Consider the following 23,943-nt stretch of genomic DNA (forward strand, 5'->3'; position numbering starts at 1 on the left):
GAATAAAAACTAACATACTTCGTTTTTAAGCGCTCCGTCTGGTTAACCTTTGTTGCATATGTTTCATGACGTCCTGCAGAAAGCATTAGCTGCAACAACGTCTTGCAACTAATTGTGAGAGGGACTATCCAAAAACAGCCTGATGTCTCATGCTTACTCTATTATCGAAGTATCTGCCGTTATTTTTTGAGGCTCAAGGTCGATGCCTCTTCGTTTACCCATATGAGAAACATGAATGAATCTCCCAATTATTCGTTACGATTTGCCCCGGATAATGTTTGGCGTATTGTTTATTGCCTTGATGACAATTGCCAGTATCTGGATAGTGCAGCCGTTTATTCTGGGCTTTGTCTGGGCTGGCATGGTGGTCATTGCTACGTGGCCGGTGATGATCAAACTGCAACGCATTATGTGGGGACGCCGTTTTCTTGCAGTCATCATCATGACGCTTCTGCTCATCCTGCTATTTGTTTTACCTATTGCCCTGCTGGTCAGCAGTGCTATTGAAAATGGTGCACCTCTGGTCGCAATCGCCAGTCATCCCTCAACGTTACATATGCCTGATTTCCACTGGCTGAATTCTATACCGCTGGTCGGTCATAAGCTTTACAACGGCTGGCACGCTCTGGTGAACGGCGGCGGCAATGCGCTGATGAGCAAAGTTCAGCCTTATGTCGGACAAACCGCCTCATGGCTTGTCACGCAAGCCGGGCATTTAGGACGGTTTATCGTTCACTGTTCTTTGATGCTCTTGTTCAGTGCTCTTCTTTACAGCCGCGGTGAACAGGTTGCCATGGGGATCCGACATTTCGCGGTGCGCCTGGCGGCAGAACGGGGTGATGCGGCCGTTATCCTCGCCGGACAGGCGATTCGTGCAGTGGCACTGGGGGTTGTGGTAACAGCGATCGTTCAGTCAGTGCTGGGCGGTATTGGTTTGGCCATTGCCGGTATCCCGTATGCGACAGTATTGACCGTTGTGATGTTTGTTTGCTGCGTTGCGCAAATCGGGCCATTGCTGGTGCTCATTCCGGCCATCATCTGGCTCTACTGGTCAGGTGATAATACCTGGGGCACCGTGCTGCTGATCTGGAGTTGCGTGGTAGGTTCCCTGGATAACGTATTGCGCCCAATGCTTATCCGCATGGGGGCAGATTTACCTATGCTGCTGATTTTATCCGGTGTTATTGGTGGTCTGTTCGCATTCGGTATGATTGGCCTGTTTATCGGCCCTGTTGTGCTTGCGGTGTCTTATCGCCTGATTTCACTGTGGGTTAACGAAGCGCCAGAGCCGGATACCGATCCGGAAGAAGCACTGAAAGCCCTCGATGAATAATTGTTTCGCGAAATAGTTTTACCCGGCGTTGTCTTTATTGCTCAAAAGGCAACGCCCTCTTCATTATTTCTCATTCCTTTGTCTATTTAGTCACCTTCAAAAAAACTCTCCTCATCTGTTAGTATGAGAATAATACCTATTAGGAAGATTCTTACAGACTAAATAGCTTGAGAAATCTAGTATTATTAACAGTTCTGATTTCAACCCACTGATTTATATACAGGCTTTACTATAAGCAGGTATACCCCGAATTGCTGTGTGTAGTCTTTGCCTGTCTCCAATGACGGGCTTTTTTTTTATTTTATTAACCTCCAACCGTTAATTACGTTACCTACTTTTTCCGGATTTGAGTCTCAAAAAAAGGCCACTGCCCGAAGGCAACAGCCTTTATTACATTTATTCAAACCTGACGTGGCTATTTACTTGTCAGCTAAAGCCAGCCAGGTTTGTACAACGGTATCCGGGTTCAGCGACAAACTATCGATCCCCTCATCCATCAGCCACTGAGCAAAATCCTGATGATCTGATGGGCCTTGTCCACAAATGCCGACATACTTGCCCTGTTTCTTCGCCGCTTTGATTGCCATTGAAAGTAAGGCTTTAACTGCCTCGTTTCGCTCATCAAAGAGTTCAGACACCACGCCGGAATCGCGATCGAGCCCAAGCGCCAGCTGAGTCATATCATTTGAACCGATTGAGAAGCCATCAAAGTGCTCAAGGAACTGATCGGCAAGTAAAGCATTCGATGGGATTTCGCACATCATAATGACTTTAAGGCCATTCTCCCCGCGTTTCAGCCCCTGACTTGCCAGTTCTTTAACCACCGCTTCAGCCTGCGCCACCGTTCTGACAAACGGGATCATAACTTCAACGTTGGTCAGCCCCATGTCGTTGCGAACCCGCTTCATTGCTTCGCACTCCAGCGCGAAACAATCGCGGAAGCTGTCTGAAACATATCGGCCAGCGCCGCGGAAGCCCAGCATCGGGTTCTCTTCATGCGGTTCATACTTCTCGCCGCCGACCAGGTTAGCGTATTCATTCGATTTAAAATCGGATAAACGCACAATCACACGTTTCGGCCAGAACGCAGCGCCCAGAGTCGCAATCCCTTCCGTCAGACGGGCAACATAGTATTCGCGCGGGCTGTCGTAGCCCTGAATCAGTTTCTTAATTTGTTCCTGCAATTCTGGCGTCTGAGTATCGAACTCCAGCAACGCTTTAGGGTGTACGCCGATCATGCGGTTAATAATGAATTCCAAACGCGCCAGCCCGACGCCTTCATTCGGCAAACAGGCAAAATCGAACGCCCTGTCCGGATTACCGATATTCATCATGATTTTCAGCGGCAACTTCGGCAGCTCATCAACCTCTGAACTTTGCACCGTGAAGTCCAGTTCATCCTGATAAACATAACCGGTATCGCCCTCAGAACAGGACACCGTCACTTTCTGATTTTCTTTCAGTTTTTCAGTTGCATCCCCGCAACCGACAACGGCAGGGATCCCCAGTTCACGGGCAATAATTGCCGCATGACAGGTTCGGCCTCCACGGTTAGTCACAATGGCTGACGCTTTTTTCATGATCGGTTCCCAGTCTGGGTCCGTCATGTCCGTAACCAGAATGTCACCCGCTTTCACATGATGCATTTCGCTGATGTCATGGATGATTTTCACCGGCCCGGCACCGATACGATGACCAATTGCACGGCCTTCAACCAGAACTTTGCTGCTGCCATTAAGCTGATAACGTTCCATCACCTGACCGTTTGAACGAACGGTCTCGGGGCGTGCCTGCACAATATATAACTTGCCGTTATGACCATCTTTCGCCCACTCGATATCCATCGGGCGACCATAGTGTTTTTCAATCAATAATGCCTGACGTGCCAGAGCCTGCACTTCGTCATCGGTCAGCGAGAAACGGGTGCTCAGTTCAGCCGGCACATCTTCAATTTGTACCTGTTTACCGTGCTCCTGGCTCGGTGCATATACCATGCGGATTTTCTTTGAGCCCATTGTGCGGCGCACAATCGCAGGCTTATTTTTTGCCAGCGTCGGTTTATGCACGTAGAACTCATCCGGGTTCACCGCGCCCTGCACCACCATTTCACCGAGACCATAGGCAGAGGTGATAAATACCACCTGATCGAAACCTGATTCCGTATCGATGGTGAACATCACGCCCGCCGCAGCAAGATCAGAGCGAACCATGCGCTGAACGCCCGCTGACAGCGCAACGCCGCGGTGGTCGTAGCCCTGATGTACGCGATAGGAAATGGCGCGATCGTTAAATAAGGAGGCGTAAACATGTTTCACAGCGATAAGAACGGCATCAAACCCCTGAACGTTCAGGAAGGTTTCCTGCTGCCCGGCAAAGGAAGCATCAGGCATATCTTCCGCTGTGGCAGAAGAACGGACAGCAAAGGACGCGTCCGGCTCACCTTCAGAAAGCTGCTTATAAGCGTCACGGATGGATTGTTCCAGCTCAGGCTGGAAAGGCGTATCAATGATCCACTGGCGGATTTGCGTGCCCGCCTGGGTCAGTTGCCCGATATCATCCACATCTGTTTTATCCAGTAATTCGTGGATCCGATGGTTAACGCCGCTTTGATCAAGAAAATCATTAAAAGCCTGAGACGTGGTGGCAAAACCGTTAGGCACGGAAACACCCAGATCAGACAGATTAGTGATCATTTCCCCGAGGGATGCGTTCTTACCCCCGACTTTATCAACGTCGTTCATACCCAGTTGGTTGTACCAGATAACATTGCGTAAATCGGGATCGAGATGAGCCATGAAACAATCCTTTCTTAATTTATTCACAGTAAAAGTCAGTAGGAGTGTAAAACCGGTCGTGCAATCGCTGCCTGAGTCACTTTCGTGCCAATAAGCAACGTTGTCATTTCGAGACTAGCATAATGACCCATAAGACACAGACAGGTGAATCGATCCAGCAAATTAAACTATTTTTGTTTAAGAAAATTCCAAAGCACTAAAATCCACAAACAGACAGTAATCCGCATAATTCCTTATGAATCAGTGATAAGTGCGCATTAGTTTCGCAAGTAAATTAACCATACCAAAGTTGCTGAAGTAATGCTGACGCAATTCATAAAGCTGCGAGATATCGTGGAAAATTTAAAATACCATTTCATTTATTACAGCCATTTTGCGCACTGTCTCGCAGGGATTAACGGAAGGTAACGGTTAAGGATAATTATCCTTTTTATTTCCCGAAATTCTGGTTATTACTTACGGAGTCCCGACAAGGGAAAGTGAACTGATATAAATTTAGGAGCAAAGCGTGGACAGATGCGTGTTTTATATTTCCGATGGCACGGCGATTACCGCTGAAGTGGTAGGCCATGCCGTGCTTTCACAATTCCCGGTCAATTCGACAACTTACTCATTGCCCTTTGTTGAAAGCGAAGAACGGGCTCAGGCCGTCAGCCGCCAGATCAATGAGATTTTCGAAAAAACGGGCGCACGTCCGCTGGTGTTCTACTCCATTATTGCACCGAAGATCCGTCAGATTATTGAAAGCAGCGAAGGATTTTGTCAGGACATCGTTCAGTCGCTGGTCGCACCGCTTCAAAATGAACTGGGCGTGGAACCGACGCCTGTAGCGAACCGGACGCACGGTCTGACCGCCAGCAATATCAGCAAATACGATGCCCGTATTGCGGCTATCGATTACACGCTGGCACACGACGACGGCATTTCTCTGCGTAATCTAGACCAGGCACAGGTTATTTTGCTGGGCGTTTCCCGTTGCGGTAAAACCCCCACCAGCCTTTATCTCGCATTGCAGTTTGGGATCCGCGCGGCAAACTATCCGTTTACCGCCGATGATATGGATAATATTCAGCTCCCTGCCGCACTGAAACCGCACATGCACAAGCTTTTCGGGCTGACGATTGACCCGGAAAGGCTGACCGCTATCCGTCAGGAGCGGGTGGAAAACAGCCGCTATGCGTCTTTACGCCAGTGCCGGATGGAAGTGTCTGAAGTCGAAGCATTATTTCGCAAAAACCAAATTCGTTATCTCAACAGCACGAATTATTCCGTTGAGGAAATTTCAGCGAAGATTATGGACAGCTTTGGTATGAGTCGCCGTATGTTCTGATTCATTTAATGATTTGGATGGCAGAACGTGCCGAGAGTGATTGAAATCATCTGTTTTTACGTTATTGTGATCGCCATCACTTCCCGGTATTCCTGCCGCAGCGAAGAAACAAATTTTCGAGAACACCATGTCACAAACAGATGAACTGCGTACGACGCGCATCGACAGCCTGATTACGCCTCAGGCACTGGCAGATAAATTGCCAATCTCCTCGTCGGTCGCCCAGCATGTAACGGAATCACGTAAACGTATTGAAAAAATCATCAGCGGCGAAGACCCGCGCCTTCTGGTTATTGTCGGTCCCTGTTCGATCCATGATATTGAAGCCGCAATTGATTACGCCGGTAAGCTCAGCGTATTGCGTGAAAAATATCAGGATCGTTTAGAGATCGTAATGCGCACCTATTTTGAAAAACCGCGTACGGTTGTGGGCTGGAAAGGCTTAATTTCTGACCCGGAGCTAAATGGTTCCTGCCGGGTGAATGACGGAATTGAACTGGCGCGTAAAGTCTTGCTTGCCATCAATCAGTTAGGAATTCCAACAGCCACTGAGTTCCTGGATATGGTTATCGGCCAGTATATCGCCGACCTTATCAGCTGGGGCGCAATCGGTGCGCGAACCACCGAAAGCCAGATCCACCGTGAAATGGCTTCTGCGTTGTCTTGTCCGGTCGGTTTTAAAAATGGGACTGACGGCAATACGCGTATCGCCATTGATGCTATCCGTTCCTCACGTACCAGCCACATGTTCCTGTCGCCGGATAAGCATGGTCAGATGACCATTTACCGCACAGCGGGCAATCCTTACGGCCACGTGATTATGCGCGGCGGCAAAAAGCCCAATTATCATGCGGATGATCTGGAACAGGCCTGCCTGAGCTTGTCTGAGTTTGATCTGCCGCAACGTCTGGTAGTCGATTTCAGCCACGGAAATTGCCAGAAGCAGCATCGCCGCCAGCTGGACGTCGCCGAAGACATCTGCCAGCAAATCCGCAATGGCTCAACCGCCATCGCGGGCATTATGGCCGAGAGTTTCCTGGCAGAAGGCACGCAGCCTATTGTTCCCGGCAAACCGCTGGTTTACGGCAAATCCATTACTGATCCTTGCCTGAGCTGGGCTGACACTGAAACCCTTCTGTCGATGCTGGCTGAAGCGACCGATTCAAGATTCTGAACACCCCGTAGTCATCTTCTTAAGGGCAACATAAGTTGCCCTTTTTAATGCCCGCTCCTGCGTAATTCTTTGTCCATTCAAACGCTTCCTGTGCCTGTCCCCGCAGCTTATCCTCCGTAAATTAAGGGGTTATCTGTAAATAATTACATTCCATCAACAAAAATTTTCTTGATGTGTTTGGGTAATGATTTGATAATGATTATCAAATTGATATTAATTCCTATTACCAGAAATAAGATAAACTGGTCTCTGGCCCAAATATTTTTACAAATCATTCACATAACCACGCGATTTTTTTATCGGCCGAATGGCAGATGACGTTAAGACAACGAGGAGACAGCAATGCATTCAGTTCACTATCAGGACTATTTACAGGCCAAAGAAGCCAATCCCGGTAAATACGCCCGCGATCTGGCGGAGATTTTAGGTATCAGTGAAGCCGAGTTAACGTCTTTACGCGTTTCGCATGATGCAGTGAAACTGGATGTCGATGCCCGTACATTGCTGGCCGCACTGGAAAATGTGGGCGGGACAAAATCCATCACCCGCAATGATTATGCTGTTCACGAACAGCAGGGGCGCTATGAAAACCAGCATCTCAGCGGCCATGCGGGATTAATCCTGAATCCGCGCGCGCTGGATTTACGTCTTTTCCTTCAGCACTGGCTGCACGTTTTCAGCGTGTCTGACAATACCGCTCGCGGCGTGCGCCACAGTATTCAGTTCTTTGATGCACACGGCGACGCGGTTCATAAAGTGTATAACACCGGCGAAACCGACATGGCAGCCTGGGACGCGCTGATTGCCCAATACAAAACTGATATCAATCCTCCGCTGCAGATTGAGCCGGTCACGCCTGTGGCTCCGGCCAGCGCTTCCGATACCAGCAGTATCGATGCTGACTGGCGCGCAATGACTGACGTTCACCAGTTCTTCCAGCTCCTCAAACGTCATGATGTGACCCGCCAGCAGGCTTTCAAAGCGGTGGGTGACGATCTGGCATGGCAAGTCGAAAATGGATCACTGACCCGTTTGCTAAACATCGCGAAAGACGATCAGAATGAAATTATGATTTTCGTCGGCAACCGCGGTTGCGTGCAAATTTTCACCGGTCAGATTGAAAAAGTGATGCCACACGGCGAGTGGATTAACGTTTTCAATGAACGCTTTACCCTACATCTGGTGGAAAGCGCCATCGCAGAAAGCTGGATCACCCGTAAACCGACCAAAGATGGCTTTGTCACCAGCCTGGAATTGTTCGCCGCAGACGGCACGCAGATTGCTCAGTTGTACGGCCAGCGCACCGAAGGCACAGCAGAGCAGACCCAGTGGCGCGAACAACTGGCACAACTGAGCCAGGAAGGCGTCGCCGCATGAAAACGTCTCTGAAAGCGCTGATTGCCGCCGCGGCAATCTTGTCTGCCCCTATGCTCCACGCCGCAGAAAAGCTGGTCAGCATTGGTGGCGATGTGACCGAAATTGTCTATGCCCTCGGCGCAGGCGATGAAATGGTGGCACGCGACAGCACCAGCCTGCATCCGCAGGCGGTTCTGAAACTGCCCGATGTCGGTTATATGCGCCAGCTCAATACTGAAGGGATCCTGTCTATGCACCCTTCCATGGTGCTGAGCAGCGAGCTGGCAGAACCTTCACTGGTTTTACAGCAGCTGGCACAAAATGGTGTGAAAGTCATCCGCGTGCCGGGAACGGCTTCTGTCGATACCGTACCTAAAAAGATCGAAGTGATTGCTGGCGCGCTCAATCGTCAGGCGGAAGGGGCAAAACTGATCGCCACTTACCGTGCTCAGCTTGAGGCCATTCATCACGATGCTTTACCGGTAAAAATCCTGTTTGTGATGAGCCACGGCGGAATGACGTCCATGGCGGCAGGTCAGAATACGGCGGCTGACGCGATGATCACGTCCGTAGGGGCGAAAAATGCCATGCAGGGCTTCAGCCGTTATCGCCCTCTTTCGCAGGAAGGTGTAATCGCCAGCGCTCCGGACATTTTATTGCTGACCTCTGACGGCGTAAAAACGCTGGGCGGTATGGATCAGGTCTGGAAATTACCGGGGGTCGCCATGACGCCGGCAGGTAAAAACAAGCGCGTTTTAGTGCTTGATGATATGTCCCTGCTGGGCTTTGGCCTGCAAACGCCGGTCGTAATGGCACAACTGCGTCAGGCGGCGGAACAAGCGAAATGAGCAGCATGAGCTCCCCAATGCCGTCGCGACGCCGTTCTCCTGTCTGGGCGCTGATCGGCCTCGGTGGTGCTCTGTTGGTACTGGCTATTCTGGCAGCCAATACCGGCGCGATGGCGTTGTCACTGCATACCTTGTTAACGCGGCCTTTTGACGACGGATTATGGCAAATCTGGCTGACCGTTCGTCTGCCCCGCGTGCTGCTGGCCGTAGTGGTCGGTTGCGCGCTGGCCTGTTCCGGAGCCGTTATGCAGGGTTTATTCCGTAACCCGCTGGCGGATCCGGGTTTACTCGGGATCAGTAGCGGCGCGGCGCTGGCTGTGGCGCTGACTATTGTCATGCCGCTTTCGCTGCCGCCAATTCTGGCGCTCTACGGCCACATGATAAGTGCCTTTGCGGGGAGCCTGGCGATTTCGGCCATTGTCTTCGCGCTGAGCCGTTTCGGGCATGGCGGGTTGTCGCGTTTACTTCTCGCCGGGATTGCCATTAACGCCCTGTGCGGTGCAGCGGTTGGCGTGCTGACTTACGTCAGCGATGATCAGCAATTGCGACAGTTTTCGTTGTGGAGCATGGGCAGCCTCGGGCAGGCACAGTGGCCAACGCTGGCAGTTGCCGCGTCGTTAATTCTACCCGCCTGCGTGGCGACATTATTCATGGCGCGCCGCCTGAATATTTTACAGCTCGGTGAGGAAGATGCGCATTACCTTGGCGTTAACGTCCGCCGCACTCAGCTGCAATTATTGCTTCTGAGTGCATTGCTGGTGGGCGCTGCGGTTGCGGTTTCCGGTGTCATCGGTTTTATCGGCCTGGTCATTCCTCACCTGCTGCGCATCCGGCTGGGCGCGGATCATCGCTGGTTATTACCGGGTTCAGCCATGGCCGGAGCCTGCCTGTTATTGCTGGCCGACACGCTGGCAAGAACGCTGGTCGCACCGGCAGAAATGCCGGTGGGTCTGCTAACGAGTCTGCTGGGTGGTCCGTATTTCCTATGGTTAATTTTACGTCCCGGGGTACCGCGCAATGTCTGATCTCACTTCATTGCTGGTTGCGGAAAATCTGTCATATTCCGCAGGGGGGCGTCGCTTAATTGACGACGTGTCACTCAGCCTGAAAAGCGGCGAAATGGTCGCGCTTATCGGGCCAAACGGCGCGGGGAAATCCACGCTGATGCGCATTCTGACAGGTTATCTGACGCCGCAGTCCGGGCATTGTACATTGCAGGGAAAACGACTGGCCGACTGGTCATCGAAGGATCTCGCCCGCACGCGCGCGGTGATGCGCCAGAACAGTACGATGGCGTTCGGATTCAGCGTGCGTGAAGTACTGACGCTCGGGCGCTCGCCTCACGGCCAGCAAAATATGCAACATGCGCTGAACGAAGTGATGCAGCAAACCGGTTGTATGACGCTGGCAGAACGTGATTATCGCCATTTGTCAGGCGGCGAGCAGCAGCGGGTTCAGCTCGCACGCGTGCTGATCCAGCTCTGGCAACCGGCACCTGCCCCGCGCTGGCTGTTTCTGGATGAACCAACGTCGGCGCTCGATTTATACCATCAGCAACATGCATTGCGCCTGTTGCGCGAGCTGACCCTGAAAACGCCACTGTCGGTTTGCTGCGTGCTGCACGATCTCAATCTGGCGGCGCTGTATGCAGACAGAATTATTTTGCTGCACAGCGGCAAGGTGGTCGCCAGCGGAACACCGGCTGAAGTGCTGAGTGAAGAAACGCTTAGCCGGTGGTATCAGGCCGATCTGAACGTCTGCCCGCATCCGGAAACTGCTTTACCGCAAGTTTTCCTGCGCCAGTAAACCCGGCCTCAATGCAAAAATGCCACAACACCGTTTAGGTTTTGTGGCATTTTTTTAACTGCGCGTTAGCTGGAGCAGGAAATTTCCAAATGTTTTCCCCAGTCCGGCGGTAATGCCGCCATCGCATCGTGTTGCGGAGCATCGCTGTAGGGGTCGCGAAGCGCCTGATGCAGCTGAGTCAGCACACTGATATCGTCCTTTTCAGCCTTTTCAATCGCCTGCTGCGCCAGATAATTTCGCAAAATAATCCGTGGATTGCTCTGTTTCATCGCCTGCTGGCGGGCCGCATCGTCGATATTTTCCGTCTGCAAACGCTGACGATAGGAATGGTACCAGCTATCAAACGCTGTACGGTCGATAAACTCATCGCGCAGCGGTGATTCTGCCTGTTGCTGTTCAACATGGCTGAGCAACCGGAAAGTCTGCGTGAAATCCCGGCCCTCTTTCGCCATCAGGCTGAGCAATCCGGTCAGCAAATCGTTATCCCGTTTATCTTCCGTGAAGAAACCCAGCTTACCGCGCATCAGCGTTCCGTAGGCTTTCATCAGCGCCGGTTCGTAACAACCAAGCGCCGCCTGCAATTGTTCGGTGCTCATCAGGCCGGAGAGCGTTTGCGCCAGCCGGTGAAGATTCCAATACGCCACTGCAGGCTGATTATCATAGCTATAGCGCCCCTGATAATCAGAGTGATTACAGATGTAGCCTGGCTGATAGTCGTCCAGAAAACCGTAGGGACCGAAATCAATGGTCAGGCCGAGAATCGACATGTTATCCGTGTTCATTACGCCGTGCGCAAACCCGATACTTTGCCACCGGGCAATAAGCGCCGCAGTTCGTTCAACCACGGAGGAAAACCATTGCTGATAACGCCGTGCTTCGTCAGGTTCACTTTCCAGCAATTGCGGCCAGTGATGGGCGATCACGTAATCCGCCAGCTGTTTTACCTGTTCAGGCTGCTTGCGGTAATAGAAATGTTCAAAGTGACCAAAACGGATGTGACTTTCAGCCACCCGCATCAGCATCGCGCCGCGTTCAGGCTGTTCACGAAAGACAGGTTCATCGCTGGTCACAATCGACAGCGCACGGGTTGTCGGCACCGATAAATGATGAAGCGCTTCGGAGGCCAGAAACTCACGGACAACTGAGCGCAGCACCGCCCGGCCATCGCCCATGCGTGAATAAGGCGTCAGGCCAGCCCCTTTCAGATGCCAGTCAAAGCGTTTTCCACAAGGCAAAACCTGTTCGCCGAGCAAAATCCCACGGCCGTCACCCAGTTGTCCGGCCCATTGTCCAAACTGATGACCGCTATAAACTTGAGCTAACGGCAACATTCCGGGGAAAAACTTTTCACCACACCAGTATTCCCGATGCCCGGCATCGAAGAGGGATTCATCCAACCCAAGCTCTTTTGCCAGCGGTTCGCTGTGATAAAGCAACCGCGAACCTTTTAACGGAGTCGGTTGTAATGCAGTAAAAAATCCGGGTAGCTGGTCAGCGTAATGGTGTTCAAATTTCGGCATAAATCCCCCTTTGCCTCAGTGTAGAACTGAGGCACCGAGATTAACACGGAGAGAATGCAGGGAGATTGCCGCCCCGGGTGCAAAAAAATCCCGGCGCAACACGCGCTGGCCGGGATCTTCACAGGTTAACAAACAGAGCACTTAGTGAAACTGAACCGGCCGCTTGAGCAGACAATCCAATTGCGCGGGATCCACTCCCGGCCACAGCAGGCCTTTTACGCCCTGCACATCCGCCAGACGCAATGCATCAAAGTAATCCTGACTATCCAACCCATCTACCACTATATTTCGGCAAAAACGGTTAACATTTCTAATTAATGATGGCATCACAATCGTAAAGTGCTCACCATCATAAAGCTGCCAGAAGAGATTTTTGTCCAGTTTCACCCACTGGAACAGATGATCAAAAATGGGTGCCATCGTGATATTCCCTGAGCCAAAATTCTCAAGCCATAAGGAAAAATGTTGTTTCAGTGCAACAAGTTGCTCATTGTTCCTCCCTTCAGAAAGACGCGGGAAAGATTCACTCAGATTGAGATGAATAAATGCATGAGCCTTGAACGCATTGCGGAGATTCTCATCCTCCAGCAATAAAGCCACCTGTTTTTCCTCAACGCCGATATTGAGTGTGACCTGGTTATCACTGAACCATTGAGCATGTTCACTCGCCCAAATTTGTTGTTCATTAAGAAAATACTGCAGTTGCTGTTCAGTTAGCAGATTCAGAACCAGCTCTGTTGGCATAACTAACTTACTGTCTGCACTTGAAAAACGGCAAACTAATTCTACGGCGAGTAATTTCCCTTCAATGGTGTAGACCGGCTGGCACAGGTAGCTGCTGTTAAAGGCCGTATCGAATTGTATTTTCATTTTTGTCCAAAACATCCACGGCACTGCTAATTGATTAATAACTTTTTTGACTCTCAATCAGATCATAAAGATACCGGAGCACCGAGATGGAACCGAAACATTAGAATAATTGATATCAAAAAAGAGCTTATCCGGTTGTAAGTGTGCTGCAGTGATTACGCGAACGGCTGCGAAATCAAGTGTTTTGAAAGCTACTCTCCCCTTCACACCTTCTTTTTGAGGTGTATGTCAGTCTGTGAAGGGATTTCAGACTAATCTTATCGTCAGCGATGTAAACGCGCAACTTCGCCTGTGAGCGCTATCATCCCTGTTTTAACAAAAACACCCCTGCAAATTTGTGCTAATGCACAAAGAACATGTTACTAAATATTTTAATCAATGGTTATAGTGTCTTATGAAATATTCTGCAATATGTGACACCGGGAGCGGTGATTATTTATACACACTGCTCATTTTCCTAAAGTGATAATAAAACAGTGATTGGTGCGAAGATGTTGACCACATCATGGTTGTAAGAAGGTTTTATCTGAGGATACAGCCGAATATCGGGCCGGGAATGGCCGATGAAAAGAAATCAGCAACACGCGCCTGAGCGGTGGTTAACGCGATATCCGAAGGCCATGAAAAAAATGATAGCCTCCGGATTTTTCAAATTTATTGAACACAGCGCACAAGCCAGGCCTGCAGCTCTGTAAGCTCCGCCTGCATTGCCGGGTATAACGACATAATCTGCCCGCAGGCCAGAGAAACGTCCGTCGTATGGTAGCGGACCCCGGCTAGCTTGTCCGCTAACGCCAACAGGGGAGCGGGATTGAGGCTGTCCGTAAAAATTTGGGCACGGCTGATGTTGCCCTTCTCGATATCAAAGTGGATATCAACGCCGCCCCAGGTGAAGCGTTCATTTAGCAGATGACTGAAAGCAGGTGCCTTACCGAAATTCCATTCCCAGCTGCTTTGCTTAGCAAATCGTTCAGGGAAACCGGGCAGATCAGGGAAAACGTCTGGCGAGATAATTTCGGGTTCGACACTCGCACCATACCACTCAAAGAAAGCCGCAGTGACCGCTTCGCAAATTTGTTCGTGGTGAATTTCCGGCACAAATTCACTGAGATTAGCCACCCTGGAGCGAACCGAAGTGATCCCCTTCGCCTGCAATTTTTTTACATCCGGGTTGAGATAATTAGCCAGACGGCTGAGATCGGCATTCAGCAATAAGGTGCCATGATGAAAACCACGGTCCGCCGTTTCACGGTAGGCCGAGCCGGAAACCTTCCGTTCACCTTCTCCCGTCTGCACGACCAAATCGTTGCGTCCCGAGGCACTGGCATCGATACCCAGTTTTTTTAATGCATTCAGGATGATATTGGTAGAAATGCTTTTGTCATATTCTGGTTTGCCAGCCATGAAAGTAAAGCATGTGTTCCCCAAATCGTGGAATACCGCTCCGCCGCCACTGCTGCGGCGGGCCAACCGGATACCATCTTCTTCCATCCGGCGGGTATTACACTCTTTCCACGGGTTTTGTGCCTGGCCGATAACCACGGTTTCAGCATTACGCCAGAGGAATAAAACCCGCTGATGCGTTGTCATTTCGCGGAAGATGCACTCTTCTACGGCCAGATTGAACCAGGGATCATAAGAATCGGAAAGCAATAATCTGAGTGGTTTCATCACATATATACATCCTGAATGAGTCTGCCCAGATAATAACAGCAAAAGACACAGATGAAATACGGAGTGAAATCAGGGGAATGTTATTAACTGATACATCAGATACGACGCGCCTGCCAATACACTTTGCGCCAGTAGACATTATCGAGTGAAGAACGTGTTACACCCTGGCTGGTCGAGGCATGGATGAACTGATCAGCAGTATCGTAGATGCCCACATGTAACCCGTTTTCCCCGCTCCCGGTTTTAAAGAAAACCAGATCCCCGGGGAGTAATTCATCACGGGAGACTTTAGTGCCCACTTTGGTTTGGTCCACGGTAGTTCGCGGCAAAACCACGCCAAAACGATCGCGATAAGTGCGGAAAACAAAACCGGAACAATCAACACCACTCGGCTGTAATCCGCCATAACGGTAAGGCGCGCCATGCCACTGGCTGAGTTGATCATTAAGTTCAGCGACAACCGTAATGGAGTCGGCAAATCGCCCGCTCGGGGGCGGAGCGTGGCTGCTACAACCGTTAAGAATTAACGCAGCGACAGCCAGCAGGGAATACATGGATACGGACGACCAGCGCATAGTGCATTCCTTCTTGAATAGCGTCACGGCAGAACCGGAACGCTGTGATTGCGCTGGCCGGATAAGTCGCCGTTATCTAAGAACTAATAGAATTTAGCGCTATTTTATCCGTCATCCAATATTTAATGATAATTTTTATCGTCTCAAATTATCATTAATGGCTTTTTTGGGCTGGTTTGCTGTGTATAACCCATACGCCTGACAGGATCAGCAGGCCACCAAGGGTTTTGCTTAAACTGATGCTTTCATTGAACCAGGGCAACGTGACTGCGGCAATATACACAAGCGCATAGCTCAGGCTCAGCAGTGTATAAGCACGATTCAACGGCAGATAGCGTAGTGCAAAAAACCAGCATCCCATTGAAAATGCATAACCACACAACCCCATAAAAACAGCCACCAAAGCATTCAAATGGCTAATAATAAAGGGAACATCGATTACAGACAGTGAAAACGACGGGATCTGCACCATGCCCCACTTCATCAATAACTGTGCTGCAGTCACCAGCAACACGCTGCCAGCCCCCCACAGATAACCTTTCATAGGCTGATACTCATTAGCGCAATCCCGCACATGATCAGCGCAACGCCGAACCAATGGCGTCTGTCGACAACTTCATGAAAAAACCAGCGGGCACACAGTGTAATCAACACAAAATTAAGGCTCAGCATCGGGTAGGCAAGGCTTAGCGGCAGCAGCTGTAATACCCTCAGCCACAGCAACATAGCGATACCCAACAGCAATACAGCCAACCCCAGCCAACGCAATACGCGTGCCATTCCATCGGCAGCAACCTGCGCAGCCTGCTTCTGACAAAGCTGGCCGGCACAGGTAATCACACTGACCACAAGAACCAGAATAAATCCATTCATGGGAGTTTTTTGTAGAACAGCAGCGCCTGGCGATCGATTTGCACCGTCTGATCTGCCGTAGGGAGGTTCGACTTCACGCCTGTGTTACGGTCAAGCCTGAGGATCACTGAGACATTGCCTTCCTCACGAGCCTTTTGCAGCCAGGCAGGGAAACTGGCCGAGTCAACAAAGCTATCTTTTGCATCAGGATAACTCAGCCCGTATTGCAGTTCGCCCTTTTCATCAAACATCAGAATATCGCTACGTTTCAATGTCCATGCGACTGCGGTGGCAACCCCAACGTTATCCGTCAGGACATACCGGCTATCCTGTAACAGCGCAAGATTCTTGGTCAAAAATGCCTGTGGCTGTTTGGAATCCATCACTTTCTGCGGAATAGCCTGCCCAACCAGTAACGCCAGCACCAGTGGGCAAATTGCCGCCCAATACCACCGCTTTTTCAGATCCGTCAGGGACATTACACCAGCCAACGCCCAGACGGCGAAGCACAAGATCCCGATCATCGCACGCTGTGATTCGGCAGGCGTATAGGTGGCTTTGATATGAAACGGCAGGAGCCCTGAAATAACCAGAACTGCCACAGCCATCAACACACCAAAAACAGTGTTGATGATGCCATTGGCTTTCAGTGCCCGTAATTTCTCTGACTGCCTGATTTGAGCCAGATGATCAGCCATCAGCAGTGCAAGAGGCGCAAAACACGGCAAGATATAGGTCGGCAATTTACCTTTTGCAATGCTGAAAAAAATCAGCGGCATAATTGCCCAACTGAGCAGGAAGAAAAGCTCCGGTCGCACAACGCGTTTGGTCCAGCCATCGCGCAATGCGCCAGGCAGCAAGCCTAACCATGGTAAAGCGCCCAGGCACAATACTGGCAGGTAATACCAGAATGGCGCTTTATGTTGTGCGTTAGACTCTGCAAAACGCTGAATATGTTCAACCCAGAAGAAGTAATTCCAGAAGTCCGGTTCACGGTGAGCAATGGCCAGCACCCATGGCAAGCTCAAGATGACGGCACTGAGCACGGCCAGCGGCCCCCAGCCTAACAGGGTTTTGAAACGCTTCTCACGCCAGATGATCGGCAAAACGGCAATAACGGGTAAAGCCAGCGCCAGAAAACCTTTGGTCATGAACCCCATACCACAGGCAAGCCCCAGCGCTATCCAGCTCAGTGCTTTTTGCGGCGTCCGCGACACCCGCAAGCAGAAATAGCTGGCAACCATTGCAGCCGTCATCCACAGAGTGATCATCGGATCCAATACACTGTAAGTGCCGATACTGAAGACCAGCGTAGTGGAAAGATAGATTAATGTGGCCGTATATGCGGTCTGACGATTTCGCCACATCAGATTCGCAAGCCAGAACACCAAAATGGCGCTAAGCATTGTGCTAAATACCGAGCCAAAGCGCACAGCAAAATTGCTGTCACCAAAAATCATCTGGCTGATATTGTTGAACCAGTAACCTGCAACCGGCTTTTCGAAATAGCGTAATCCCAAAAGATGCGGAACCACCCAGTCGCCACGCTGTAACATTTCGCGGCTGACCTCAGCATAACGGGTTTCATCGGGTTGCCATAACAGGCGGGTATTAAGGGGGACAAGATAAACCAGTGCGAAGAACACCAAAATAATGGTGCTCCACATGCCTTTAATTGTTTTCGACATCAGGAAAAACCTTCTTGCTGACAGCCTAACCAACCTTCCCGGCCAGGGAAACTGGCGCGAACCACTTTGCCTCTTGGCAATGCACTGAGATCCTGTGGCAACAGTTCACCCAGGGCACAAAACTGAATCCCCTGTGCCGCAGCACGGGTTAATAATTCGTCGAACTGTTTTGCCAGTGACATACCTTCAACTTCAGCGTGAATGGTATAAACCGGCACACCATTATCTTTCTCGATTGCATCAAGAATGAAATCATTGAAGTTATCTGCGGTGATTTCCCCCCCTGCGACTTCGTCGTAAGTGGGTAACGTCACGGGGATCTGAACGGTTCCAAGGGATCCATTTCCCAAAACCGGCAGGAAAGGCCGTGTTCCCCGGCAATCACTATTGTAATAGAAGTGGAAACGCTCTTTAACTTCCACTACGCGTTCATCAGCACGCCAGCCTGCCACCGCCGAACATTCAACGTCATGACCCAGGCTTTTTTCCAATGCATCCAGCCCTAGTTGAATTTGTTCTTCCAGCTGTTTCTCGGACCACTTACCAACTTTTGCTTGCCAGCCCTGATGATCCCAGGCATGCAAACCGACTTCGTGACCGCGTTTTGCCGTTTCTTTCATCAGATAGCCAAGATCACGTGCAATCGGCTTACCCGGCCAGGCGGTGCCAGCCAGTAAGATGTCCCAACCGTAAAGAGATGCGGCATTAGAACGCAGCATTTTCCACAGAAAGCGCGGTTTCAGCAGGCGCCACAAGTGGCGCCCCATGTTATCCGGGCCAACACTGAAGAAGAAACTGGCGGTAATTTTATGATTTGCAAGCGTTTGCAGAAGCTGAGGGACACCCTCGCGGGTGCCACTCCAGGTATCTACATCAATGCGCAGACCCACTTTCTTCATGACTGGCACCCTTTCAGGCTTTGTCAGCGTCAGGATTTACTGAGCGCAGGAAGAAATCCAGCGTATCAGCTACGGTTTTATCCATGCCAATTTCCGGTTTCCAGTCCAGCAGGCGGCGGGCATTTTTGATGCTCGGTGTGCGGTGCTCTACATCCTGGTAACCTTTACCATAGTAAGTGCTGCTTTCAACCAGGTTAAAGCCGGCAAACGGAGGGAACTGGGCGCGCAGCGGATGAGCTTCAAAGCTGCTCAACAACATCTCTGCCAGTTCACGAATGCTTGCTTCGTTGGTCGGGTTCCCGATGTTGATGATCTGACCATCACACAGGTTGTCACGGTTTTCGATAATGCGGAACAGCGCTTCGATACCATCGTTGATATCGGTGAAGCAACGTTTCTGCTCGCCGCCGTCAACCAGTTTGATTGGAGAACCTTCAACCAGGTTGAGGATCAGCTGAGTGATGGCGCGTGAACTGCCGATACGTGCTGCATCCAGATTATCCAGACGTGGACCCATCCAGTTAAACGGACGGAACAAGGTGAATTTCAACCCTTCTTTCGCACCGTAAGCCCAGATTACGCGGTCCAGCAGTTGCTTGGAAACGGAGTAAATCCAGCGCTGTTTGTTGATCGGGCCAACGATAAGACGAGAATGATCTTCATCGAACTCTTTGTCATCACACATACCGTAAACTTCTGATGTTGACGGGAAGATGATGCGCTTTTTGTATTTCACACAGTCGCGAACGATTTTCAGGTTTTCTTCGAAATCCAGCTCGAATACACGCAACGGATTGCGGGTATATTCAATCGGCGTTGCGATAGCCACCAGCGGCAGTACGACATCACATTTCTTAATGTGATATTCGATCCACTCGGAATGGATACTGATATCGCCTTCAACAAAGTGGAAATGCGGGTTATCCATAAAACGGCTGACGGCATCGGAGCTGATATCCAGACCGTAAATTTCATAACGGTCTTCGCGCAGCAGGCGTTCACTAAGATGGTTACCGATAAAGCCGTTCACACCCAGAATCAGAACGCGGGTGCGGCGTTTCATTACGGCTGTCGGCAGCGTGGCAACACGCATATCCGGCATAATGCCCAGTTCCAGCGCCAGGCGGGAACCCTGCACATACAGGCCATTTTCGCTCTGCCCTGCCAGCACTTCCAGCGCACCTTCGCCACAGGCAATGGTCAGCGGATCGGCAGAAAGCACGGTGCCTGGCTGTTTGTCATGCTGAGTCGCCAGCGGACGCGCACGCCAGATAGTCAGTTTACGCTGCCCCAGGTAAGAGAACGCCCCCGGATAAGGTTCAGTCACGGCGCGGATGAGGTTATTAATTTCTGTCGCGGATTTGTGCCAGTGAATTTCACCGTCAGCTGCGGTGCGGCGGCCAAAATAGCTCGCCTGCGCTTCGTCTTGTGGGGTCAGGCTGATTTTACCTGCTTTCATTTCAGGCAGCAGTTTGGTCAGCAACTCTTTTGCGGCTTCACGCACTTTGGCGTGCAATTTCAGCGCTGTATCATCAGCGGCAATCGCGACTTTTTGCTGACCAACGATATCGCCTGCATCAGGACGTTTCACCATTTTGTGCAGGGTAACGCCTGTTTCAGTTTCGCCGTTCAGCAGCGCCCAGTTAACCGGTGCACGGCCACGATAACGTGGCAACAAAGAACCATGCAGATTGAAACCACCCTGCGGAGCCAGAGATAAGAGCTCTTCGCTCAGCATATTGCGGTAGTAGAAAGAAAAAATGACATCTGGCTGCAAAGCACGGATGCGGTCAATCCAAAGCGGATGGTTAACGTCTTCCGGAGCATAAACCGGCAGATTTAATTCAGCACCCTGGCGGGCGACGGAAGAAAAGAACTGGTTTTCATTTGGGGCATCAGTGTGGGTAAAGACTGCCTGCACATCATAGCCTGCATCAACCAGAGCCTGTAAACCAACGCAACCAATATCATGGTAGGCAAATACAATCGCTTTCATCACTCTTCTTCCTGACTGTTTTCTTCGGAACGAACGCCGACGACTTTTTGAACGAAATAACGGGGACGCGCGCGAACATCGTTGTAGATACGCCCGATGTATTCACCAAGCAATCCCATACCGACAAACTGCGCACCGATAAACATAAATAACAATGCAAATAGCGTGAACACGCCTTCCGCAGCCCATGCGGGGCCGTTGATAAGGCGCATTAAAATCAGGAATACAGCCAAAACGAAACCAAAGATGGCGATTGCGCTGCCCACGACACTGAGCATTCTCAGCGGAGTCGTTGTCAGGCAAGTGATCAAGTCATACATCAGATTGATCAGTTTCATCAGGCTATATTTGGAATCACCAAATTCGCGCTCGGAGTGTTGAACCGGAATTTCTACCGTTTTGCGCGCAAAGGTGTTTGCCAGAATCGGAATGAACGTGCTGCGCTCATGGCAATGAAGCATGGCTTCAATAATATGGCGGCGATAAGCACGCAGCATACAACCATAGTCACCCATGGATTTACCAGTAGCGCGCTGGATCATCATGTTGATCATTTTGGATGCGGTTTTACGGAACCAGGAATCACGACGGTTAGCACGTACAGTACCCACCACGTCATAACCCTCATCAGCTTTCGCAACCAGACGCGGGATCTCTTCTGGCGGGTTTTGCAGGTCAGCATCCAGCGTGATGACCAGATCACCCGTGACATGACTGAAACCGGCCATGATAGCGGAATGCTGCCCGTAGTTTCGGTTAAGCAATACAGCGATAATATGGCTATCCGGTTGTTCGGCGGCGGCGGTAAGCATATCGCCGGAACTATCGGCGCTGCCGTCATCGACCAGGATGATTTCATATTGCTGTGTCAGTTGTTGACAGGCTGCCTGCGTGCGGGATAACAACGCCGGCAGGCTTTCTTCTTCGTTGTAGACCGGGATAACCACCGAGACTTTACGAATAGGTTCGTATTGCGCCACTACTGCGCCTCCAGAAGGGAAAAAAGAGCCGTAACGACACGATCTACATCACTATCTTGCATATCAGGGAACAGAGGTAAACTGCACAACCGTGCAGAGTTCCATTCACTGTTTGGCAAGCTCAGATGCGGATAGCGCTCGCGGTAATATTTTTGTGTGTGAGCCGCACGGAAATGCAAACCCGTTCCGATACCCTGCTCTTTCAGACGTTCCATCAGAACATCGCGACTGATCCCACAGCGTTCTTCATCAACACGGATCATGAACAAATGCCAGGCGTGGAGATGCGGATAATCAGGCACATTCATTGGCAGGAACGGTGAACCCTGTAATTTATCCAGGTAACGCTGCGCCAGTTCTGCACGTCGTGCATTCATCTGTGCAAGCCGCTTCAGTTGAACAACCGCGATAGAAGCGTGAATATCAGATAAATTGTATTTAAAACCTGGCTCGACAACTTCTGCCTGTGGCTTACGCCCGAGCACCTGACGATCGAACGCATCAACGGCCAAACCGTGGAATTTCAACGCGCGAATTTTATCAGCCAGAACATCGTCATCCGTGGCAACAAGGCCGCCTTCAGCGCAAGTCATATTTTTGATCGCATGGAAAGAGAATATTGCCGTTCCCTGCGAACCAATCCAGCGGTCACGATATTTTGTTCCTGCCGCATGCGCAGCATCTTCGACCACCGGAATGCCGTGCTCATTGGCTACCGCATAAACAGGATCGAGATCCAGCGGCGCACCGGCGTAGTGAACAGGAATGATTGCTTTCGTTTTCGGGGTAATAGCCGCAGCAACGGCCTCTGCGCTGACCATGAGTGTGTCGGGGTCAACGTCAATCATGACAGGTTCTGCACCCAGCAAAACGATCATATTGATAGTCGACACCCAGGTTTGGGAAGGTGTAATCACTTCATCACCAGGCCCTATGCCCAGCGCCATCAACGTGACATGCATGCCACCGGTCGCAGAGCTCACTGCAATCGCATGTTTACAACCAAAAGCGGCAGAAAAATCCTGCTCGAGCTGATATGTCTGTGGCCCGGTGGTGATCCAGCCAGAGCGCAAAACCTGCCCTACAGCCGCTATCTCTTCCTCGCCCATAGAAGGACGGGAGAAAGGCAAAAAGTTTTCCATTACACTATCCTGCTGGTAATAAACTGGTACCGACTGTAGACCGCATTTATTTAACAGTAAGTAAACGCTGCCATAAATTTATGGATCTTATCATGTCGGTTTAATCTTAATTTATCCTTAAGGTTTTTCCAGTTTTATGAAGTTAAACAGAAAGTAAATAGTCTCAAAATAAATAGAATCTCAAACAAAACCTTTAAAAAACAAAAAATTAAATTATATAAATTTTCATGGAAAAATGAACTTTATTAAAAAACGCAATAACTGCTTTTTTTATGACCAATTAAGCGCCCAACTAAAGTTGAAAGCCCAATAATTATATAATTAAGCCGCTATACATTGACCCGGGCTTAATGCGAAACGGTCATTATCCACTTTCGCCCCGCCATAGCATGTATCTGGAATGGCACGTTGTACGCAGCAGTCAGCTTTTCAGCCACCATCACATCAGAACATTCTCCCGTCGCAATGACACATCCTGCGGACATCAGCCAAACCTGGTGAGCATAATGCAGTGTGTGATTAAGATCGTGATCGCTTATCACAACCGAGCGCCCTGCCGCGCAAAATTCGCTAATCAGCTGATCCACTGCCTGCTGTTGGGCGACATCCAGACTGTTCATCGGTTCATCAAGGAACAAGAGCTGGCTGTCCGGATTCACATCAGGCCAGACTTGCACAAACACGGCGGCCAGTCGTACCCGTTGCCATTCCCCTCCTGACAAATGCGTCACCGGGCGGGCGAGTTTGTCGCTCAGGTGTAATACCTCGCATAAAGAGGCAATAACGTTTGCCAAAACAGCAGGTTCTGCGTTTCGCGGTTGATGCAGGGACAAATATTGAAATACCGGCATCAGTGATGCCGGTGTCAGTTGCTGACATAACCACCCACGAAGGCGCGCCAGCCGGGGACCGGGGATCTCATCCAGCTTTTGCCCCGCTAACAGCACGTCTCCCACACCGCGGGACATACCAGCCAGACGCGTCAGCAATGTGCTTTTTCCTGCACCGTTTGGCCCGATAAGATGTATCCGGCTGCCTGGCGCAATCCGTGTACTGAAAGCGTGAAGACGTTCCGTCACAGCAATGTTGCGACATTCAAGCATTA

At 50.5% G+C, this 23,943-nt stretch carries 20 protein-coding genes and 1 other RNA gene; 8 read left to right on the forward strand and 13 right to left on the reverse strand.

The genetic code is table 11. From position 1 onward, the window contains the following. Positions 1-235 precede the first annotated feature (235 nt). Both ydiK and rprA read left to right on the forward strand, forming a co-directional pair. Positions 236-1,333, forward strand: a complete 1,098-nt coding sequence (gene ydiK, locus CWS43_RS11450; RefSeq protein WP_101077078.1) for an AI-2E family transporter YdiK — start codon at positions 236-238, stop codon at positions 1,331-1,333. 188 nt (positions 1,334-1,521) lie between these two features. Then, an RNA gene (rprA, locus tag CWS43_RS11455) (antisense sRNA RprA) lies at positions 1,522-1,632 on the forward strand. A gap of 120 nt (positions 1,633-1,752) precedes the next feature. Here the strand turns inward: rprA and ppsA are convergent. Continuing rightward, the gene (gene ppsA, locus CWS43_RS11460; RefSeq protein WP_101077079.1) at positions 1,753-4,128 is read right to left on the reverse strand and encodes a phosphoenolpyruvate synthase; all 2,376 of its coding nucleotides are present in this window, start codon (positions 4,126-4,128) and stop codon (positions 1,753-1,755) included. Positions 4,129-4,636: 508 nt separating this feature from the next. Here ppsA and CWS43_RS11465 point away from each other — a divergent pair. From CWS43_RS11465 to CWS43_RS11490, 6 genes are all read left to right on the forward strand, one after another. Then, on the forward strand, positions 4,637-5,458 hold the full coding sequence (locus CWS43_RS11465; protein WP_101077080.1) for a pyruvate, water dikinase regulatory protein: 822 nt from the start codon (positions 4,637-4,639) through the stop codon (positions 5,456-5,458). Positions 5,459-5,585: 127 nt separating this feature from the next. After that, positions 5,586-6,632 (forward strand): 3-deoxy-7-phosphoheptulonate synthase, encoded by a 1,047-nt coding sequence (locus tag CWS43_RS11470; protein ID WP_101077081.1) that lies wholly within the window; start codon positions 5,586-5,588, stop codon positions 6,630-6,632. A gap of 342 nt (positions 6,633-6,974) precedes the next feature. Next, the gene (locus CWS43_RS11475; RefSeq protein WP_101077082.1) at positions 6,975-8,009 is read left to right on the forward strand and encodes a hemin-degrading factor; all 1,035 of its coding nucleotides are present in this window, start codon (positions 6,975-6,977) and stop codon (positions 8,007-8,009) included. Next, the gene (locus CWS43_RS11480) at positions 8,006-8,836 is read left to right on the forward strand and encodes a hemin ABC transporter substrate-binding protein (RefSeq protein WP_101077083.1); all 831 of its coding nucleotides are present in this window, start codon (positions 8,006-8,008) and stop codon (positions 8,834-8,836) included. Before CWS43_RS11475 ends, CWS43_RS11480 begins: the two co-directional genes overlap by 4 nt. Continuing rightward, positions 8,833-9,861 carry a FecCD family ABC transporter permease gene (locus CWS43_RS11485; protein WP_369825858.1) on the forward strand — a complete coding sequence of 343 codons (1,029 nt, stop codon included), beginning with the start codon at positions 8,833-8,835 and terminating at the stop codon, positions 9,859-9,861. Before CWS43_RS11480 ends, CWS43_RS11485 begins: the two co-directional genes overlap by 4 nt. Further along, a complete protein-coding gene (locus CWS43_RS11490; RefSeq protein WP_101077084.1) occupies positions 9,854-10,642 on the forward strand; it encodes a heme ABC transporter ATP-binding protein in 789 nt (262 codons plus the stop codon). Before CWS43_RS11485 ends, CWS43_RS11490 begins: the two co-directional genes overlap by 8 nt. A gap of 65 nt (positions 10,643-10,707) precedes the next feature. On the opposite strand, the gene CWS43_RS11495 is transcribed toward CWS43_RS11490, so the two are convergent. The 12 genes from CWS43_RS11495 to btuD form a co-directional block, all read right to left on the reverse strand. Then, the gene (locus CWS43_RS11495; RefSeq protein WP_101077085.1) at positions 10,708-12,162 is read right to left on the reverse strand and encodes a YdiU family protein; all 1,455 of its coding nucleotides are present in this window, start codon (positions 12,160-12,162) and stop codon (positions 10,708-10,710) included. A 141-nt stretch (positions 12,163-12,303) separates the two neighbouring features. Beyond that, entirely contained in the window at positions 12,304-13,032 is a 729-nt protein-coding gene (locus CWS43_RS11500; protein ID WP_101077397.1) for an EAL domain-containing protein, read from the reverse strand. 654 nt (positions 13,033-13,686) lie between these two features. Next, complete coding sequence (locus tag CWS43_RS11505) at positions 13,687-14,703, reverse strand: lipoate--protein ligase A (RefSeq protein WP_101077086.1); 1,017 nt, start codon at positions 14,701-14,703, stop codon at positions 13,687-13,689. Positions 14,704-14,801: 98 nt separating this feature from the next. Next, positions 14,802-15,281: an NlpC/P60 family protein gene (locus tag CWS43_RS11510; RefSeq protein WP_101077087.1), complete on the reverse strand. Its 480-nt coding sequence runs from the start codon at positions 15,279-15,281 to the stop codon at positions 14,802-14,804. A 154-nt stretch (positions 15,282-15,435) separates the two neighbouring features. Continuing rightward, positions 15,436-15,825 carry a 4-amino-4-deoxy-L-arabinose-phosphoundecaprenol flippase subunit ArnF gene (arnF, locus tag CWS43_RS11515; protein ID WP_101077088.1) on the reverse strand — a complete coding sequence of 130 codons (390 nt, stop codon included), beginning with the start codon at positions 15,823-15,825 and terminating at the stop codon, positions 15,436-15,438. Further along, a complete protein-coding gene (gene arnE, locus CWS43_RS11520) occupies positions 15,822-16,154 on the reverse strand; it encodes a 4-amino-4-deoxy-L-arabinose-phosphoundecaprenol flippase subunit ArnE (RefSeq protein WP_101077089.1) in 333 nt (110 codons plus the stop codon). The genes arnF and arnE overlap by 4 nt, the downstream gene beginning before the upstream one ends. Continuing rightward, entirely contained in the window at positions 16,151-17,821 is a 1,671-nt protein-coding gene (gene arnT, locus CWS43_RS11525) for a lipid IV(A) 4-amino-4-deoxy-L-arabinosyltransferase (protein WP_101077090.1), read from the reverse strand. Before arnT ends, arnE begins: the two co-directional genes overlap by 4 nt. Then, the gene (gene arnD / locus CWS43_RS11530; RefSeq protein ID WP_101077091.1) at positions 17,821-18,720 is read right to left on the reverse strand and encodes a 4-deoxy-4-formamido-L-arabinose-phosphoundecaprenol deformylase; all 900 of its coding nucleotides are present in this window, start codon (positions 18,718-18,720) and stop codon (positions 17,821-17,823) included. Before arnD ends, arnT begins: the two co-directional genes overlap by 1 nt. 13 nt (positions 18,721-18,733) lie before the next feature. Beyond that, on the reverse strand, positions 18,734-20,716 hold the full coding sequence (arnA, locus tag CWS43_RS11535) for a bifunctional UDP-4-amino-4-deoxy-L-arabinose formyltransferase/UDP-glucuronic acid oxidase ArnA (RefSeq protein WP_101077092.1): 1,983 nt from the start codon (positions 20,714-20,716) through the stop codon (positions 18,734-18,736). Then, entirely contained in the window at positions 20,716-21,696 is a 981-nt protein-coding gene (arnC, locus tag CWS43_RS11540) for an undecaprenyl-phosphate 4-deoxy-4-formamido-L-arabinose transferase (protein WP_101077093.1), read from the reverse strand. The genes arnA and arnC overlap by 1 nt, the downstream gene beginning before the upstream one ends. Further along, positions 21,696-22,838, reverse strand: a complete 1,143-nt coding sequence (gene arnB / locus CWS43_RS11545; protein WP_101077094.1) for a UDP-4-amino-4-deoxy-L-arabinose aminotransferase — start codon at positions 22,836-22,838, stop codon at positions 21,696-21,698. Before arnB ends, arnC begins: the two co-directional genes overlap by 1 nt. A gap of 347 nt (positions 22,839-23,185) precedes the next feature. Then, complete coding sequence (gene btuD / locus CWS43_RS11550) at positions 23,186-23,941, reverse strand: vitamin B12 ABC transporter ATP-binding protein BtuD (RefSeq protein ID WP_101077095.1); 756 nt, start codon at positions 23,939-23,941, stop codon at positions 23,186-23,188. Positions 23,942-23,943 lie beyond the last annotated feature (2 nt).

It is taken from the genome of Rahnella sp. AA, assembly GCF_002834385.1.
In the GTDB taxonomy this organism is placed as follows: domain Bacteria; phylum Pseudomonadota; class Gammaproteobacteria; order Enterobacterales; family Enterobacteriaceae; genus Rahnella.